This is a genomic window from Streptomyces sp. YIM 130001 (assembly GCF_003574445.1).
Taxonomy (GTDB): domain Bacteria; phylum Actinomycetota; class Actinomycetes; order Streptomycetales; family Streptomycetaceae; genus Streptomyces.
In genome coordinates this window covers 1-17,801 of the sequence record NZ_KZ984571.1, presented here as the reverse complement: position 1 = coordinate 17,801, position 17,801 = coordinate 1, and the positions used below count along the sequence as shown (strand labels likewise).

At 72.1% G+C, this 17,801-nt stretch carries 14 protein-coding genes; 2 read left to right on the top strand and 12 right to left on the bottom strand.

Going from position 1 to position 17,801, the window contains the following annotated elements; all coding sequences use genetic code 11:
• The first annotated feature begins 250 nt into the window (after window positions 1-250).
• Complete coding sequence (locus DSC45_RS31785; RefSeq protein ID WP_240434968.1) at window positions 251-1,138, top strand: D-2-hydroxyacid dehydrogenase family protein; 888 nt, start codon at window positions 251-253, stop codon at window positions 1,136-1,138.
• 69 nt (window positions 1,139-1,207) lie between these two features.
• On the opposite strand, the gene bla is transcribed toward DSC45_RS31785, so the two are convergent.
• From bla to DSC45_RS31720, 12 genes are all read right to left on the bottom strand, one after another.
• The gene (bla, locus tag DSC45_RS31780) at window positions 1,208-2,137 is read right to left on the bottom strand and encodes a class A beta-lactamase (RefSeq protein WP_119295533.1); all 930 of its coding nucleotides are present in this window, start codon (window positions 2,135-2,137) and stop codon (window positions 1,208-1,210) included.
• 249 nt (window positions 2,138-2,386) lie between these two features.
• Window positions 2,387-2,665, bottom strand: coding sequence for a hypothetical protein (locus tag DSC45_RS35935; protein WP_162929403.1), 279 nt, complete (start codon window positions 2,663-2,665; stop codon window positions 2,387-2,389).
• A 341-nt stretch (window positions 2,666-3,006) separates the two neighbouring features.
• On the bottom strand, window positions 3,007-3,645 hold the full coding sequence (locus DSC45_RS31765; RefSeq protein ID WP_240434961.1) for a GyrI-like domain-containing protein: 639 nt from the start codon (window positions 3,643-3,645) through the stop codon (window positions 3,007-3,009).
• A gap of 58 nt (window positions 3,646-3,703) precedes the next feature.
• The gene (locus tag DSC45_RS31760; protein WP_346426691.1) at window positions 3,704-6,469 is read right to left on the bottom strand and encodes an SWIM zinc finger family protein; all 2,766 of its coding nucleotides are present in this window, start codon (window positions 6,467-6,469) and stop codon (window positions 3,704-3,706) included.
• Between the two features lie 200 nt (window positions 6,470-6,669).
• On the bottom strand, window positions 6,670-9,555 hold the full coding sequence (locus tag DSC45_RS31755; protein WP_119295474.1) for a DEAD/DEAH box helicase: 2,886 nt from the start codon (window positions 9,553-9,555) through the stop codon (window positions 6,670-6,672).
• A 161-nt stretch (window positions 9,556-9,716) separates the two neighbouring features.
• The gene (locus DSC45_RS31750; protein ID WP_119295473.1) at window positions 9,717-10,301 is read right to left on the bottom strand and encodes a sugar kinase; all 585 of its coding nucleotides are present in this window, start codon (window positions 10,299-10,301) and stop codon (window positions 9,717-9,719) included.
• Entirely contained in the window at window positions 10,302-11,495 is a 1,194-nt protein-coding gene (locus tag DSC45_RS31745) for an ROK family glucokinase (protein WP_119295472.1), read from the bottom strand. It abuts the gene before it with no gap.
• A gap of 152 nt (window positions 11,496-11,647) precedes the next feature.
• The gene (locus tag DSC45_RS31740; RefSeq protein ID WP_119295471.1) at window positions 11,648-12,553 is read right to left on the bottom strand and encodes an ATP-binding cassette domain-containing protein; all 906 of its coding nucleotides are present in this window, start codon (window positions 12,551-12,553) and stop codon (window positions 11,648-11,650) included.
• Entirely contained in the window at window positions 12,550-13,614 is a 1,065-nt protein-coding gene (locus tag DSC45_RS31735; protein ID WP_119295470.1) for an ABC transporter permease, read from the bottom strand. Before DSC45_RS31735 ends, DSC45_RS31740 begins: the two co-directional genes overlap by 4 nt.
• Window positions 13,611-14,612: a sugar ABC transporter substrate-binding protein gene (locus DSC45_RS31730; protein WP_119295469.1), complete on the bottom strand. Its 1,002-nt coding sequence runs from the start codon at window positions 14,610-14,612 to the stop codon at window positions 13,611-13,613. The genes DSC45_RS31735 and DSC45_RS31730 overlap by 4 nt, the downstream gene beginning before the upstream one ends.
• 161 nt (window positions 14,613-14,773) lie before the next feature.
• A complete protein-coding gene (locus DSC45_RS31725) occupies window positions 14,774-15,769 on the bottom strand; it encodes a sugar ABC transporter substrate-binding protein (RefSeq protein ID WP_119295468.1) in 996 nt (331 codons plus the stop codon).
• Between the two features lie 145 nt (window positions 15,770-15,914).
• Window positions 15,915-16,679, bottom strand: coding sequence for a GntR family transcriptional regulator (locus DSC45_RS31720; protein WP_119295467.1), 765 nt, complete (start codon window positions 16,677-16,679; stop codon window positions 15,915-15,917).
• Window positions 16,680-16,790: 111 nt separating this feature from the next.
• Between DSC45_RS31720 and DSC45_RS31715 the strand changes: the two genes are divergently transcribed.
• Window positions 16,791-17,801 (top strand): Gfo/Idh/MocA family protein (locus DSC45_RS31715; protein ID WP_119295466.1); only part of this gene is annotated, 1,011 nt, incomplete at its 3' end.

Sequence of the window (17,801 nt, the reverse complement as noted above, 5' to 3'; positions counted from 1 at the left end):
CTGCGGGCGGACGGTTCTGGTTGGCGGGGGCGTCCGTGGCCGGGATGATGAGCATCCCGGCCACTCCCGGCACCTGTCCCCCTGTTCGGGCCCGGCGCCCCACGGCTCCACCTCAGCACCCCAGCACCTCAACTCTCCAACTCCCCAACTCCCCACAGAATCAATGGAGATCACGGACATGGACCTGCGTTGCGCCGTTCTCGACGACTTCCAGTCCGTCGCCACCACGGTTGCCGACTGAACCCCGGTCCTGGACCGGGTGGAGGTCGTCGGCTTCTCGGAGCACCCTGCCACGGAGGACGAACTCGTCGCCGCCGTCCGCGATTTCGACATCGTCGTCACGCTGCGCGAGCGCGTGCCCTTCCCCGCATCCGTCCTCGACCGGCTTCCGCGCCTGAAGCTGCTCGTGGCCTCAGGCATGCGCAACTCCGTCATCGACTTCGCCTCGGCCCGGGCCAACGGCGTGACCGTGTGCGGCACAGGAAGCTCCCCCACTCCCCCGGTGGAACTGACCTGGGCACTGCTGCTCGGTCTCGCCCGCGGCATCGCACCGGAGTCCGCCGCGATGCGCAGCGGCGGCCCCTGGCAGTCGACGGTCGGCGCCGACCTGCACGGGCGCCGGCTCGGCCTGCTCGGACTCGGCAAGATCGGCAGCAGGGTCGCGCAGGTCGGGCTCGCCTTCGGCATGGATGTGGTGGCCTGGAGCCAGAATCTCACTGCCGCGCGGGCGGAGAAGCAGGGCGTCCAACTGGCAGACTCCAAAGACGAGTTGCTGTCCACCAGCGACTTCGTCTCGGTGCACCTCGTACTCGGCGACCGCACCCGCGGCCTGGTCGGCCCCTCCGAACTGGCGCTGATGCGGCCGTCGTCGTATCTGGTCAACACATCGAGGGCGGCGATCGTCGACCAGGACGCCCTGCTCGCCGCGCTGCACGCGGGCCGTATCGCCGGTGCGGGGCTCGACGTCTTCGACATCGAGCCGCTGCCCCTCGACCATCCCGTGCGCACCGCGCCCCGGCTCCTCGCCACACCGCACCTCGGCTATGTGTCCCGGGCCAACTACCGCACGTACTACGGCGACGCGGTCGAGAACATCGAAGCCTTCCTGACCGGTTCTCCGGTACGACGTCTCGGTTGACCCCGGGGCCGGCGGCGGCCGACTCCGGGGCCAGGGTGGACGTAGTGCCGCTCCTCAGGGGCCGGGCGGTCAGGTCCCCGGTACGAGGTGAGCCGCTACCAGCCGGGCCGCCTCGGCGACCAGCGGGTTGTCGGTCGGGCCCGCCGGGTCGAGTTTGGTGGACAGGACGGAGAGGACCAACGGCGCGCCGTGCGGCGGGTGTACGACGCCCACGTCGTTGGCGACGCCGTACTGCTCGCCGCCACCGGTCTTGTCCGCGAGGATCCAGTCGTCCGGGAGGCCGGCGCGGAAGCGCTCCATGTTCGTCGTGTTGGCGACCAGCCAGCCGGTGAGCTTCGCGCGGTCCGGCACGTCGAGTGCCCGCCCCAGGATCAGGCGGGCGTACGTCGTCCCTACGGCGCGCGGACTGGTGGTGTCGGTGCGGCGCCAGGGCTCGGCGGAGTTCAACTCGGGCTCCCAGCGGTCGAGTCGGGTCACGCCGTCACCGAGCGAGCGGCAGAACCGGGTGATGGCGCGGGGGCCGCCCAGGTCGCGCAGGAGCAGATTCGCGGCGGCGTTGTCGCTCTCGGAGACCGCGGCGGCACAGAGCTCTCGCACGGTCAGGCCTCCCGCGATGTTCTCGGGCTTGCCGGTGACGGGGGCGTAGCCCGACTTGTCGACGTCGCCCTGCGTGTAGTGGATCCGCCGGCCGAGGTGGGAATCGTCCAGGTCGCGCAGTACGGCGGCCGCGGCGAGGGTCTTGAAGACAGAGCACATGGGGAAGCGTTCGTCCGCGCGGTGGCGGACGGTGCGCCCGGTGGCCATGTTGCGCGCGAACACCCCGAGCCGGGCAGCGTAACGCTCCTCCAACTCCCCCAGCTGTCGGCCGAGTTCCCCTGCTGGTGCCGCACTCGCTGACGCCGTGCCACTCCCCGCGAGGGCGGTGACGAAGGCGGTGCCGGCGCCTGCACCGGCGACGAGGGCGGTACGGCGGGAGGGGTGGGGACCGTTCTGCTTCACGTTCCGGCTCACTTCCTGATCGGTGTTGCGGTGTTCGGTGTTTCCGTCTTTCGGTCGTTCCACGGTTGAAGTTCGGCGTTCGGCGTTCGGCGTTCGGCGTTCGGCGTTCGGCGTTCGGCGTTCGGCGTTCGGCGTTCGGCGTTCGGCGTTCGGCGTTCGGCGTTCGGCGTTCGGCGTTCGGCGTTCGGCGTTCGGCGTTCGGCGTTCGGCGTTCGAAGAGGTGTAGCAGGTGTGGGTGAACGCGTCCGTTCAGCTCGGTGTCTCCCGCAGCGTCCAGTCGTCGGGAAGGTCGTCCGGGGCGACCGCGAACGTGGCCAGAAAGTACTCCGCCTGGCCGCAGTTCACGTTCTCGGCGCCGGTGAGCGAGGCCGAGACCACGGTGTCGTCCACCTCCAGGCGGGCGCCGGTGTTCCGGCAGCCGGACAGGACGAACGCCAGGCCGATCCGGCCCTTCGGCGGTCGCGCGCTCAACGCCTCTCGCGCCTCGCGCAGCCCGTTCACATCCGCCTGCTCCAGCCGTGCGTACATCCGGCCCGGGTGCCCGGACGTCCCGAGCCTGGTCGGCCTCAGGTCCCCGGCGCCCGAGCGCAGCGGTGGGACGGTGGACGAGACGGACGCGGCCGGGCTCGGAGCCGCCGATGACCTCGGCGAGCGCGGCGAAGGCGACGGGACCGGTGCGCGGAACGGTCCGAGCTTCACGAAGGCGGTGCGCGTACCGGGTCCGTCGCCGTGCCCGCCGGAGAACGCGCCGCATCCCGACAGGGCCAGCACGAGGGCCGCCGCGCCGGGCAGGATTCGAGTCGGTCGCCGCATGCCCGAGTGACGCGCCCGAGCCCGCAATCGGTTCCCCGTCGCACGCGTCCTCCGGCCTAGGCGGGGCGGACGGGCTGCCGGAGTACGGTCCTCAGCTTGGCGGGGTCGGCCCGTCTCGGGTCGCCGAGGTAGATCTCGTGGTGCAGTCCGGTCATCCGCAGGCCCCTGGCGGCCAGGTACTCGTCGTGGAGCCTGGCGAGTGCGGGGCCCTCGTCGTCGTAGGGGCCGATGTGCAGGAGCTGCGCGCTGGTGCCCTCGTGCAGGGTTTCGCGGCGGACACCGGCGATGGCGGGCAGGTGCTTCTTCGCCAGTGCCGTCCGTACCGCTTCCTCGATCTGCTCCTCGGTGAGCCAGTCGGGCTGACTGATCAGCATGCGCCACTGCCATGCGTCCTTGTCGCGGGTGAAGAACGACCCCAGGTCGTCGGCCCACCACAGTCCCTCCAGAGGTCCGACGACGAAGTCCCTGCCCAGCGTGCCCTTACTCATGAACTTGAGCGTGTACGCCACCGCGTAGAGCGCCTGCACGCACTCGGCGTACTCGCTGCTCGTGTTGGGGTCGCCGCGGCCGTCGGCGGCGATGAACTGCTGCGGCGGGACGTCGATCCGCTCCCAGTCCCTGTTCTTCGGCGCGTAGTACTGCTTGAGCTCTCGCTTGATGTCGTAGCGGGGCATGGCCTCCTGGCTGCTGGGCATGGCATGCGGCCTTCCGTGCTGGTGACTTGTCCGTCGCCGGGCGCTCCGCCCGGCCGGGTCAGGTTCCTACGACAGCGGTGATCGCACCGACCGGGTCGTGGTCCGGTGTGCCGCGAGGCCACCAGTCGTCCCGACCGGCTTCCGATTCGTATGCGTACCAGCGGCCGTCCCGACCGAATCGAAGCTGCCGTCGGCCGGCCGGGTGGGTGAGGCGATTGCGCCAGGGGCGGAAGGCCGGCAGATCGGCGGCCATCAGTGCGGGGCGCGCCTGGTCGAAGGGCCCGGCGGGCGGGTCCCACGGTTCGTCGAGCACGGCGAGCCCCTCGATTCCGCCCTGGCGCCAGGCGGCGACCGCGCGGGCGAGTTCGGCGGGAGTCAGGCCGACGGCAGGGGCGAGGGACTCGTAGAGCGCGCGGCCGGCCGCGGTGAGGCCCGAGCCGGGACGGGCGGCGGCGATCCGCACCGCATCCTGACGTGGCGTCAACTCACCTACCGGATCCGCGCCCTTGGCCAGCAGGGCATGGGCGCGGGCAGCCGCGTCGGTGGCCAGCTGGTCGAGCGCGATCGGGTCGGGCCCGCCGGCCGCGGCCGGGTAGACGGGTGGCGCTTCGGGATGTGCGGGCACGGGCAGCGGGGGCGGCGGCAGGGGCAGCACCCTCGGCGCGAACGCGTCCTTCGCCCGTACGCCGGCCGGCCGTGCGGGGGCGCCGGCCGCGGCGCGCGCGGCCAAGGTGGCGTTGCGCCGGGAGAGTTCGTCGAGCAGCTCGCGTTCCTCGCGGCCGCGCAACCGCAGCAGGACGAAGGGGTCCTCGTCCAGGAGCCGGGCGGTGCGGTAGCAGAGCGCGGCGGCATGCTTGCAGGGGTGGCCGGAGTCCGGGCACGAACAGTCGGCTCGCAGGTCACCGCGGCCGGGCAGCAGATCCACCCCGCAGTCGGCCAGGGACTGCGGCAACTCCTTGTCGAGCAAGGCGGCGATGTGTCCGGGCCGCTCCACCGCGATCTGCAGGAACCGCTCCCACTCGTCGTCCGACAACACGCGCACCTGCACCTTCGTCCGGTACGGACGGGGTCTGCTCCCTTGGACGTAGGCGATCACCTGTCCCGGGGCCACGGTGACGGCAGCCACCTGCCCCTGCCCCTCGTACGCCCGCCCTCGAGCCAGCCGCCCCGCGTCCATCGACTGGCTCTCCAACGCCTGCACCCAGGCATTGCCCCACCAGGTGCGAGCGAACGGGGGGTTGGCATCGGGCGCGGTGCCCGCGCGCGCCCGTCGCGATGCGGTGGGCGGACGGTCGGCACGGGGGGCCGCGCCGTCGGTGAGCGACGGCGTCGACTCGGGTGCCGGTCCGTCCGTGCCGGTGCGCCGAGGGGCGTCCGGCGTGCCCGGGCCCGGGGCGTCGGCCAAGTGGGCTTCCTCCGGGGGCAGTTCCGACGCGGGTGTGGCGCTCTGGGACTGCGTGTCGCCGGGCGGGCCCGCGACGGCCGGGTCCTCCGGGGCCGGTCGGCCGTCAGAGGCCACGACCGCACCGCGTGGCTCCCCGGTCGGCGGCTGCGAGCCTCCGGGCCCGGCGTGGTGCGCGTCCACCGGGGCGACTGCGTGCTGTTCGTCGGAGGTGTGGCGGGGGTGTTTGTCCGGTGCGGCGGCGGTCGCCCGCGGCGTCTGTGCGGAGGCCGGCGCGGCGGGTTCGGGTGACGGGTCGGCGGGTTCGGGTGACGGGTCGGCGCTGTCCGGCTGGCGTGCAGCGGCATCAGTGAGCCCGGCGGCGCCGAGCAGGCCGCCCATGCGCTCGACGCGACGGGAACCGCCGTGGCCCGGGTCTGCGGCGTGCCGCGGGTCTCCGGAGGAGGTCCACGCGGCCGGCAGTGGCCCCGCCGCACGGTCGCCCTGCGGGTCTCGCGGACGGCGGTCGACAGAGGGCAGCTCCGCGCGCGGCTCCTGGCCTTCCGGCGGTACGTCATCGTCGGCCCCGGGCGGAGTGAGGCGCGTCCGTGTCGACGGCCGCACTGCGCTGCGTCGCTCAACGCCCTTACGCGTCTTGGCGATTGCGGCCCTGGCACGAGCGGCCGGCGAGTCGTCGGGCGTGTCGGAAGACGCGCCTTCGGCCGCCTCCGGCTCCTCCTGCGAACCTGCGCTGCCGGGTCCGGCGGGGCTCCCGCGCCTGCCGTCGCCCTCGTCCGCACAGGCTCCCGAGTCCGCGTCGGCCGTCGCCTCTCCGCCTGTCGAGACCCCCGACTCCTCCGCCGCCCGCCGGCGGGCGGCGATCCGGGCCTCCCGCAGGGCCTCGCGTGCGACGTCGCCCGGGCGACTCGTGCTCGTTGCGGTCGTACGTCCGGCGGGTGCGCTCCTCGCACCGGATGCGTCACCGTCCTCGGGACGGGCGGACGCCGCGGGAGCCACAGCGGCCCGCGCCGCGGCAGCAGGCCGGGGGGCGGCAACTTCCTCTGCAGCAGCCCCCGTTACGACGTCCGCCCGCTCGCCGGCTCCCGTCGCGTCCCGAGGCCCACCGCCCGCACCGGCCTCATCGGGAGTGCCTGCGGCCCACAGCGCGCCGCCCACAGCGTCGGGCGGAACGACCTCACCGCCGACGGACGCGTCGGCCCCTGCCCCGACGGGCTCCCCGTCCCCGGCCGCCGTCACGGACGCGTCGGCGCGCACCGCCGCCCGCCGCCCGGGATCCGTGGCCGAACCGTCCCGCAGCGCCGCCTTGAGGGCACGCCGCGCCAGGTCGGCGGGCCTCTCGGCGGCCCCGCCCGCAGCACGGCGCTCCCGTACCGCGTCGACATCCACAGCCTCGTCGGGCGGCCGCTGCGCCGGACGTTCCAAAGGCTCCTCCACTGGCTCCCCCACGGAATCAGGCCCGGCCTCCCGGCCGTCGTCCTCCACCGGTTCAGCCGCCCCCGGTCGCGCCCGCCCGGCTCCGTCGTCCGGCACAGCCGATCCGTCCGGCACGCCCGGCTCGTCCGGGTCTTCGGTCGCCGCACCCGGTACGGCCTCTGCGCCCGCAGTCCGGCGCTCAGGTCGAGTCATGACGGTCTCCGCAGGGAGATGAGGTCGGAGAGTTCGCTGTCGGTCAGTTCCGTGAGGGCCGACTCGCCGGAACCGAGGACCGCGTCCGCCAGCGCACGCTTGGCCACGAGCATCTCGGCGATGCGGTCCTCCACGGTCCCCTCGGTGATGAGCCGGTGCACCTGCACCGGCTGGGTCTGCCCGATGCGGTACGCACGGTCCGTGGCCTGCTCCTCGACCGCCGGGTTCCACCACCGGTCGAAGTGGACCACGTGGCCGGCGCGGGTGAGGTTCAGGCCCGTGCCCGCCGCCTTGAGGGACAGCACCAGGACGGGAGTGGCGCCGCTCTGGAAGCGGTCCACGAGATGCTCCCGCTCCGCGATCGGCGTACCGCCGTGCAGCACCTCGACCGGGATGGCCCGCGCAGCCAGATGCGCCTCGATGCGCTCGGCCATGCCCACGTACTGCGTGAAGACCAGCGCCGAGCCGTCCTCGGCCAGGATCGTGCCGAGCAGCTCGTCGAGCAGGGCGAGCTTGCCGGAACGGCGCGCCTGATCCGCCGTGGCGCCGCGACCGTCCATGTCCCGGCCGGAAGACGTCCCCGGCAGCGGCTCCTTGAGGTACTGCGCCGGGTGGTTGCAGATCTGTTTGAGTGCGCCGAGCAGCTTCAGGACGAGGCCGCGCCGGGCGATGCCGTCGGCCGCCTCGATGGCCGCCAGCGACTCGCGTACCACCGCCTCGTACAGCGAGGCCTGCTCGCGGGTGAGGGCGACCGGGTGGTCCGTCTCGGTCTTCGGTGGCAGTTCCGGAACGATGCCGGGGTCGGACTTCTTGCGCCGCAGCAGGAACGGCCGGACGAGACGGGCGAGCCGCTGCACCGCCTCGTCGTCCTCGCCGCCCTCCGCCGCCCGCGCATGCCGGGACCGGAACGACTTCAGCGGGCCGAGCAGTCCGGGAGTGGTCCAGTCGAGGAGGGCCCACAGCTCCGAGAGGTTGTTCTCCACCGGGGTGCCGGTCAGGGCGACGCGGGCCGGTGCGGGCAGAGTGCGCAGGGCCTTGGCGGTGGCCGAGTACGGGTTCTTCACGTGCTGGGCCTCGTCGGCCACGACCATCCCCCAGCGCTCCTCGGCGAGCCGGGTCGCGGCACTGCGCATGGTGGCGTACGTGGTGAGCACGAACCCGCCGTCGAGGCCGTCCAGGCTGCGCTGGGCACCGTGGTAGCGGCGGACGGGGACACCGGGGGCGAATCTGGTGATCTCGCGCTGCCAGTTCCCGAGGAGGGAGGCCGGGCAGACCACCAGGGTCGGCTCGGGGCGGGCTCGGCGCAGGTGGAGGGCGATGAGGGTGACCGTCTTGCCGAGGCCCATGTCGTCGGCGAGGCAGCCGCCGAGGCCGAGTGAGGTCATCAGGTCGAGCCAGGCGAGGCCGCGGAGTTGGTAGTCCCGCAGCTCGGCATGGAGTCCTGGCGGCGGCGCGGCGGGCGGCAGGTCGGCGGTGAGGCGGTCGCGGAGCGTGGCGAGCGCACCGACCGGCACCGCTTCGACGCTCTCCCCGTCGACCTCGGCGGTACCGGTGAGTGCGACGGACAGCGCGTCGACCGGATCGAGGAGGCCCAACTCCCGCTTGCGCGCCTTGCGGACGAGGTCCGGGTCGACCAGGACCCAGCTGTCCCGGAGGCGGACCACGGGCCGGTGGGACTCCGCGAGGGCGTCCATCTCCGCCTCGCTGAGCGGGTCCCCGCCGAGCGCCAGCTGCCAGCGGAACTCGAGCAGCCGCTCGGCCTCCAGGAAGCCCGTGCCGTCGGTGGAACTCCCCGGGGCGGGACGCACCACGGCGGAGGCGCTGAGATCACTCGCCAGGTCGCGGGGCCAGTGCACGGCCACCCCGGCGGCGGTCAGGCGGCGGGCGGCGACGCCGAGGAGGTCGTACAGCTCCTCCTCGGACAGCGGGAGTACCGCCGCAGCGCCCTGCTCCACGAGGCGCTCGAGCGGCGGCCACACGCGCGAAGCGCGGCGCAGCGCGAGCGCCGCGTCGACCCTGGCCCGCGGCCCGAACGCGATCTCTCCCTCGCCCTCCCACAGGGCGGCGGCATCGATCACCAGCGTGGGGTCGGCGAGGCTGTGCACCTGGACGACGGCCGCGCCGGCGGTGCGCTCCGGGTCCGTGCGGTCGAACAGGTCGTGCCCCGACAGGTCGAGGCGGAGCGAGATACGGACGCCGGCGTCGAGTCCGGCGGCCGCCTCTGCGGCCCAGTCCCGGGCGGCGGGCAGGTGCTGCGGCGGCCGGGCGGCGAACGGTGCACCGTACGCGTACTCCGCGGCCGGGGTGCGCGGCAGCGTATCGGCCACGGCGTCCAGGAAGTCCCTGATCAGGGATTCGGGCTCGGGGAGTTCCAGAGGCGCGGAGTCCGGTAGCGGTACGGCGTGGCCCTCGGGTGGCAGGGCGGCGGCGATCGCACGGAGCTGGGCGACCGACTCGGCGTCGAGCGGTCCGGCACGCCAGGCGTCGTGGTCGTCGGCGGTGAGTCCGGGCAGGATGCGGCCGCCTGCGACGAGGGTGAGGGCGAGGCGCGCGGCGGCCGACAGACAGACGGCCGCCGGGTGGGCGGTGGCCCCTGGGCCGTGCCGCAGCAGCAGGGGCAGGGCGTCGGCGACGGAGAGGACGAGGGCGGGCACGGTGGCGCGGCGCACTCCGCCGCCGTGCGGGCGTACCACCGTCAGTTCCTCGGGGGCGGCGGTACGCGGAGCTGCGGGCAGCGGGCGTCCTGACGGGTCCCAGAAGGCGACGCGGCCGTGCCGGGGCAGGGCGGCGGGCAGGAAGAGCGCGGCGAGCCCCGCGAGCGGGCCGGGCCCGGTCGGTGCCGGTCCGTGCGGCGCTGTGGTCTGCGCGGACTGCGTGATCATGCGCGTCACCTCCTCCCCGGTCGGTCGCCGCGCCTGGTGGAAACGGCTGCCTCCGACTGTACGGAGGGGGTCTGACAACGGCCCGGTCCGCTGCACGGTGAAGACGTCCGCGGCCGGACACGGGCGTTCCGGGTCCTGCTGCGGCTACCCGCGGATCCGGCTCAGGGCTTGGCCGTGGACACGACGTAGACCATGGGGCGCTTGGGGTTCGTGCGGTTGATCGTGATGTCCTGGGTGGGCAGCGGATCCTTCTGCTGGTGGGTCAGGCCCGACCACGGGCCGTCGCCCTTGAACACCCAGCCGACGACCTTCTGGTCACGGGCGCTGATGGTGATCCGGTTCTTCTCGAGGTCGTCCTCGTCGACGCCGACACGGCCGAGGAATGCGTCGAGCCCCTTGTTCGTGGTGCGGAACTGCGCGTAGAGACGGCTGGAACGCCAGTTGTTCGTCTCGTAGTACGCGACGCGCTTCGAGTACGCCGGGATCGGCACCTGGTACATACGCCGCTGGACCCGGGACGGCCAGCCCGCGGTGAGGCCGGTGGCCGACCACTTCTTCTCCTTGTCGCGCCCGCTGTCGCGGCTCTGGCCCGCGGAGATCACCAGATATCCGGCCGGGATGCCGATGAGCAGCACGATGACGATCGCGGTGATCCAGCGGCGGCGGATCATGTGCCTGCGGTCCTCGGCGGGAGGTGCGGGGGCGTCGTCCGACGGCTTGGTCTGATGGGGCACGGACGGCGTCATCTACTGGTTTCCCTGGGATGTGCTGCGGCTGGAGCGGAGCGCCTGGGCGCGGTCGTACCGTTCGTAGCGCTCGACGCGGCGGCGCTTGGCGCGCCGGAAGCGGCGGGCCACGAGGCGCGACAGGTCGGCCGCTCCGACCATACCTGCCTCGGGGCCGAGCTGGGCCTTGACGATGCGTGCCTCGGGGCGGTAGCCGCGGCCGGTGAGTTGACGGCGGAAGGCGTCCCTGGCGGGGCCGATCAGCAGGTCGTCGGCGGCGCTGACGCCCCCGCCGATCACGAAGCAGGAGGGGTCGAGGGCGGCGGCGAGATTGGCGATGCCGACGCCGAGCCACTGGCCGATGTCCTGCAGCAGCTCGACGCACATCGCGTCGCCCTCGCGCGCGAGTTCGGTGATCAGTGGTCCGGTGATGTCCAGGACCTGGCCCTGGACCCGGTCGATGATGGTGTGAGCGACCGGGGAGTCCGCGCTCGCCAGCTCTCTGGCCTCTCTGACCAGGGCGTTCCCGGAGCTGTACTGCTCCCAGCAGCCGCGGTTGCCGCACGGGCAGCGGTGTCCGCCCGGCACCACCTGCATATGGCCGAACTCTCCGGCCACGCCGAACTTGCCGCGTTTGACCTGACCGTCCTCGAGGATCGCGCCGCCGATGCCGGTGCCGAGGGTGATCATCACCAGGTGGTCCTCGCCGGCTCCCGCGCCGAACCGCCATTCCGCCCAGGCGGCGGCGTTGGCGTCGTTGTCGACCATGACGGGTACGGCGAGCCTGGACTGCAGGGCGTCCCGCAGCGGTTCGTCGCGCCAGGACAGGTGCGGGGCGAACAGGACGCGGTTGCGGTCGGCGTCGACCCACCCGGCCGCGCCGATGCCGACGGCGTGCACGTCGTGCCGGTCGGAGAGGTCGAGCACCAGCTCACAGATGGTGTCCTCGACGACCTTGGGGCTCTTGGACTTGTCCGGTGTCTCGGTTCTGAGCTTCTCGAGGATCTTGCCGTCCGCGTCGACGACCCCCGCCATCACCTTCGTACCGCCGATGTCGATGCCCACGGTGGGCACCCGGGGCGCGGACAGGTGCGAGCGGCGCTCGCGCGCGGCGACCGTGCGCAGAACGGTGGCGCGGGCCGAGCCGATCGGGGCGCCGCCGGTGCGGGTTGCTCCGAGGGCTCGGGTCAGCGCTAGGTCGCGGTAGGTGCTCATCGCGCCGATTGTGCCTCACGGGCGTGTACGGCCGCATGGCGGCGTCCGGGGCCCGGGGGCCCGTGCGTTCGGGCCGGTCCGTCTCGAGGTGGTCCGGCGGTTCGTGCCCGTCCTGCGGTCCGGGCTCCGGACATCGGCCTGGAGCCTCGTCCTCAGTCGCCGGACGGGCTCGATTCGCCGGGCGGGCTCGATTCGTCGTCGAGCGCTGCCGCGCTCGTGGCCCCGGCGAGATGCGGAGGCGTCGGCGCTCGTTCCAGTTCGTGGCTGAGCTCCTCGAGTTCCGACCCGCCCGCCATCTGACGGGTGAGTTCGTCGAGGTCGATGTCGTCGCGCAGATGACTGCCCGCCATCGCTCCGCGCTTGAGCAGCACGAACCGGTCCCCGACCAGGTACGCATGGTGCGGGTTGTGCGTGATGAGGACCACGCCGAGCCCGGCGTCGCGCGCGGCGGCCACGTACTTGAGGACCACCCCCGACTGCTTCACACCGAGCGCGGCCGTCGGCTCGTCGAGGACCAGGACCTTCGCGCCGAAGTACACGGCGCGGGCGATGGCGACGCACTGCCGCTCGCCGCCGGACAGCGTGCCGATCGGCTGGTCGACGTCGCGCAGGTCGATGCCCATCCGCAGGAGTTCCTCGCGGGTGGTGCGGCGCATCCGCTCCACGTCCAGGGCCTTGAACGGGCCCCACCCGAGCATCGGCTCGGAGCCGAGGAAGAAGTTCCGCCAGACCGGCATCAGCGGGACGACGGCCAGATCCTGGTAGACGGTCGCGATACCGCGGTCCAGGGCGTCGCGCGGCTTGGACAGCTGCGCCGGCTCGCCCTCGATCCGGAAACTGCCCGCGTCGTGCTCGTGCAGGCCGGAGATGATCTTGATGAGGGTGGACTTGCCGGCGCCGTTGTCGCCGAGGACGCAGGAGACCTCGCCCGCGTGCACGGTGAGCGAGACGCCCTCCAGTGCACGGATGTTGCCGTAGTACTTGCTGACGTCGTCCAGTTCGACGAGCGGCACGGACCGCTCGGCCTCGTCCCGGACGGCCTGCTCGGTCGCGGTCATGCGGTGGCCTCCGCGCGCTTGCGGACCCAGGCGTTCAGCAGGGTCGCCAGAAGGAGCATCGCTCCGAGGAAGAACTTGTACCAGTCCGAGTCCCACTCGGCGTAGACGATGCCCTTGCTCGTCATACCGAAGATGAAGGCACCGAACGCGGAGCCGATCGCGGAGCCGTACCCGCCGGTGATCAGACAGCCGCCGATGACGGCCGCGACGATGTAGATCAGCTCGTTGCCCACGCCCTCGCCGGACTGCACCGAGTCGAACGAGAACAGCAGGTGCTGGCCCGAGACCCAGGCCGCGAAGGCGACGCCCATGTAGAGGCCGATCTTGGTCTTGACGACCGGGACGCCGACCGCGCGGGCCGCGTCCTTGTTCCCGCCGACGGCGAAGATCCAGTTGCCCGCCCGGGTGCGCAGCAGGATCCAGGTGGCGACGGCGACCAGAACCGCCCACCACAGGATGGTCACCTTGAACGAGACGCTGCCGATGGTCAGTTGCGAGGCGAAGAGCACCTTGGCGGACTCGAAGCCCTCCATGTCGGCGATCGTCTTCGTGGACACCTCGCCGCTGATGAGCTTCGTGAAGCCCAGGTTCAGTCCGGTCAGCATCAGGAAGGTGCCGAGCGTGATGATGAAGCTGGGCAGTTTGGTACGGGTCAGCATGGCGCCGTTGAAGACTCCGATGCCGAGCGTGACCACGAGCGAGACAAGGACTCCCACCCAGACGTTGGCCGTCATCTGGTAGCTGAACATCGACGAGATCAGCGCCGAACTGGTGACCAGCACGCCGGCCGACAGGTCGAACTCGCCGCCGATCATCAGCAGCGCCACCGGCACCGCCATGATCCCGAGCGTCGAGGCCGCGTAGAGGACGGTGCTGAAGCTCGACATCCGCAGGAAGCTGTCGGCGGCGAACGAGAAGAAGATGAACACGGCGATCGCGCCGACCACCGCGCCCAGCTCCGGACGGCCGAGGAGCCGGCGGGCCAGGGACCGGCGCATCAGCCGCTCGTCGGCCAGGTCCGGCGCCTTGTCCGGTGCCGGGGCCGGTGCCGCGGCCGTCATCGGGTCCCCCGCTTCGTGTACTCCTCGAGCTTGTCCGCGTCGGCCTTGGTGATGATCTGCGGTCCGGTGAGGACCGGGCGGCCGCCGCCGAGTACGTCGGCGTTGTAGCGGTTGAGCCAGAGCAGGTCGATCGCCTCGTAGCCCTGGAGGTACGGCTGCTGGTCGACGGAGAAGCCGAGGTCGCCGGCCTTGAGGCCCGCGGCGACGTTGGCGTTCAGGTCGAAGGTGTCGATCTCGGCCTTGCTCCCGGCGTCCTTCTTGGCCTTGACGGCGGTGGCGGCGAAGGGCGCGCCGAGCGTGACGACCGAGTCGACGGCCTTGTCCGACTGCAGCTTGGCCCCGATGTTGGACTGCACCTCGGGCATGTTGGTGCCCTCCACGTACAGGTTCTCGATCTTGCCGTCGAAGGTCTTCTTGACTCCGGCGCAGCGCTGCTCGTGGCCGACGTTGCCCTGCTCGTGCAGGACGCAGACGGCCTTCTTGCGGCCCCGGTCGTTGAGCTCCTCGCCGACCGCCTCGCCGGCGATGGTCTCGTCCTGGCCGATGTGCGTGAGGGCGCCGAACTCCTTGGACTCCGCGGAGCCGGAGTTCACGGTGATCACCGGGATGCCCTTCTTGGCGGCCTTCGCCATGACGTCCTTCATGGCGTCCGGCTTGGCGAGCGAGACGACGAGGCCGTCCACTCCCTTGTCGATGTACGACTGGACGAGTTGGGCCTGCTCCTTGCCCTCGTCGTTGTTCGCGTACAGGAAGTTGATGTTGTCCTTGACGGCGGCTTGCTTGGCGCCGCTCTTGACGATGTCCCAGAAGGTGTCGCCGTCGCCCGAATGCGTGACCATGGCGAAGGTCCAGCGGGGCGTTCCGACCGCGGCCCGTCCCTCGGTCTGGGCCTTGCGGGCGTCCTCGGCCCGCTTGCCGCCGGTGCTGCTGCAGGCGGCCAGCGAGGCGCCCATGACCGCCGTGAGCGCGATGCTTACCCAGGTTCGAACCCTTGCCACGAAGCCGTGCCCTTCTTGCTCTTCCGCTTGGTGTGCCGGGGCCGCCTCGGCGAACCCGAACGCTCCAGTATCCCCGACGCATGATCCGGGACACCGGGCAGGTGGCGCGAGCGGAGAGCGCGCGAGGGAAAAGGTACGGCTTGCCGCAATCGCCCGGCGGTTCACCGGGTGCCCTTCGCGGTCAGCTTCTCGAGCCGCGGTACGTCCTTCTCGGTGACGACGGCCGGACCGGTGAGTACCGGCTTGCCGCCGCCGATCACATTGGCGTTGGTGTGGTGCAGCCAGAGTTCGTCGATGGCGAGGTAGCCCTGCAGGTAGGGCTGCTGGTCGACGGCGAAGCCGATCTCCTTGGCCTTGAGTTGTTCGACGACCTCCGCGTTCAGGTCGAAGGTGTCGATCTCGGCCTTGCTGCCGGTGTCCTTCTTGGCCTGGGCGGCCGCCTCGGCGAAGGGGGCGCCGAGGGTGACGACCGCGTCGACGCCGCGGTCCGAGTCGAGCTTCGCCTGGAGGGTCGACTGGGATTCGGGCATGTTGGTGCCGTTGATGTTTAGGTTCGTCACGGTGCCGTCGAAGGTCTTCTTCACCCCGGCGCAGCGTTCCTCGAGGGAGACGTTGCCCTGTTCGTGGATGACGCAGAGGGCCTTCTTCCGGCCGCGTTCGTTGAGCTCGTCGCCCACCGCCTCGCCGGCCACGCCCTCGTCCTGGCCGATGTGGCCGAGCGCGCCGAACGCATCGGAGTGCTGGGAGCCGGAGTTGATGCTGACGACCGGGATGCCGGCGGCGGTGGCCTTGGCGAGTACGGCCTTCATCGCCTCCGGTTTGGCCAGGGTGACGACGATGCCGTCGACCTTCTTGTCGATGGCCGACTGGACCAGTTGGGCCTGTTCCTTCGCCTCCTTGTTGTTGGAGTACAGGAACTCGACGTTGTCCTTGGCGGAGGCCCGCTCGGCGCCGTTCTTGACGATGTCCCAGAAGGTGTCGCCCTCGCCCGCGTGGGTCACCATGGCGATCTTCAGTCGAGGGCCGGAGACCTGCCCCTTGCCGCCGTCGTCCGGCTTGTCCTCGGAATCCTTGCCTCCGGAGCCGCTGCAGCCGGCTGCGAGGAGAATCGCCGCGACGCAGGCTGCGAAACGTGGTGCCGTGCGGGTCGTACGCATGGTGAGCCCACCTCTTCCCGGCCGCGCTGTGCGGCTGGGGGAGTTCTAGCGGTGAGCCCGCGGGGCGTCAATGCATTTGTCAGAACATCCTGACTTCGTTATGCACGGCCCCGGTGCGAGAGTGTCGGCCCCGGGGGCCGGAACCTCAGGAGCGTACGAGGAGCTGGAACTCGAAGGAGTAACGAGAGGCCCGGTAGATGTGCGCCCCGAACTCGACGGCGCGGCCGGTGTCGTCGAAGGTGACGCGCTCCATGGTGAGCAGCGGAGCTCCGGCCGGCTCACCGAGCCGCTCCCCCTCGACGGCACTCGCGGCCCGGGCGCCGACGCTCTGCCGGGCACTGTGCAGGGTGATGCCGGCCGAGCGCATCAGACGGTAGAGGCCGGTGGCCTCCAGCTCGGCGTCCGGCAGGGTGAGGGGCCCGGCGGGCAGATGGTTGCGCAGGTAGGCCATGGGCTCGTCGTGCGCGAGCCGGAGCCGTTCGATACGCCGGACCTCGTCGCCCTCGGCCACCCCGAGCGCGGCCGCGACCTGCGCGGTGGCGGGCTCCAGGGTGTTGCCCAGGACCCGGGTCGTGGGGCGCTGTCCGGCCGCCTCCAAGTCGTCGTAGAGGCTGCTCAGTTCCAGCGGGCGCTTGACCTTGCTGTGGACGACCTGGGTGCCGACGCCCCGGCGGCGCACCAGGAGCCCTTTGTCCACCAGGGACTGGATCGCCTGGCGGACGGTGGGGCGGGACAGGCCGAGGCGGTGGGCCAGGTCGATCTCGTTGCCGAGCAGGGTGCCGGGGGCGAGCCGGCCCTTCTCGATCGCGGCCTCCAGCTGCTGGGCCAGCTGGAAGTACAGCGGGACCGGGCTGCCGCGGTCCACGCCGAGCTGGAGCGACAGGGCTCGGTCCGCTGCTGGCTTGGGCACGGGCCGAGCGTATCCCCAGGAGCAGGCCAGGAGAAGATGACGGGAAGTCGTGAGGTTCGATTGTCCGGACAAAGGATTGACAGGGTGGCGCGCCGAGGTCAGGTTAAGACCATGCGCATCGGACTCATCGGAACCGGCCGGATCGGCTCATTCCACGCGGCGACGCTCGCCCGCCACCGGGAGGTCGGCGCCTTGGTGGTCGCCGACGCCGAACCGGACCGGGCCAAGGCCCTCGCCCAGCGTCTGGACGCGGTCGCCGCCCCGGGGGTGCACGAGGTCTTCGCCTGGGGCGTGGACGCCGTCGTGATCACCGCGGCCACCTCGGCGCACGCGGAGCTGATCGGCCGGGCGGCTCGGGCCGGTATCCCGGCCTTCTGCGAGAAGCCGGTCGCCATGGACCTGCCCGGGACGCTGTCCTCGCTGCGCGAGGTCGAGGACGCGGGGACGGTCCTCCAGCTGGGCTTCCAGCGCCGCTTCGACGCCGGATACACGGCCGCGCGGGCCGCGGTGCGCGAGGGGCGGCTCGGCCGGCTGCACACGGTCCGGGCCATGACCTCGGACCCGGCGCCGCCGCCGGCCGAGTATCTGCCGCTGTCCGGCGGCCTCTACCGGGACTGTCTGGTGCACGACTTCGACATGCTGCGCTGGGTGACCGGCCGCGAGGTCACCGAGGTGTACGCGACGGGCTCGGACGCCGGACCCGCGATGTTCCGCGAGGCAGGCGACGTGGACACGGCCGCCGCGGTCCTCACGCTCGACGACGGGACGCTGGCCACCGCGACCGCCACCCGGTGCAACGGCGCCGGCTACGACGTCCGCATGGAACTGGCCGGTGAGCTGGACCAGGTCGCCGTAGGCCTGGACGACCGCACCCCGATCGCCTCCACCGAACCGGCCGGGCCGCCCGCCGCCGACAAGCCCTGGCCCGGCTTCCTGGAGCGCTTCGCCCCGGCCTACGAGGCGGAGCTGCAGGCCTTCGTCGACGTGGTGCTCGGCGCACGGTCCAACCCCTGCGACGGCCGGGAGGCCCTGCACGCACTGCGCATCGCCGAGGCCTGCGAGCTCTCGCGCACTCAGCGGCGCCCGGTGCCACTGAGTGAGATCGCGGACCTGCCTCAGGGC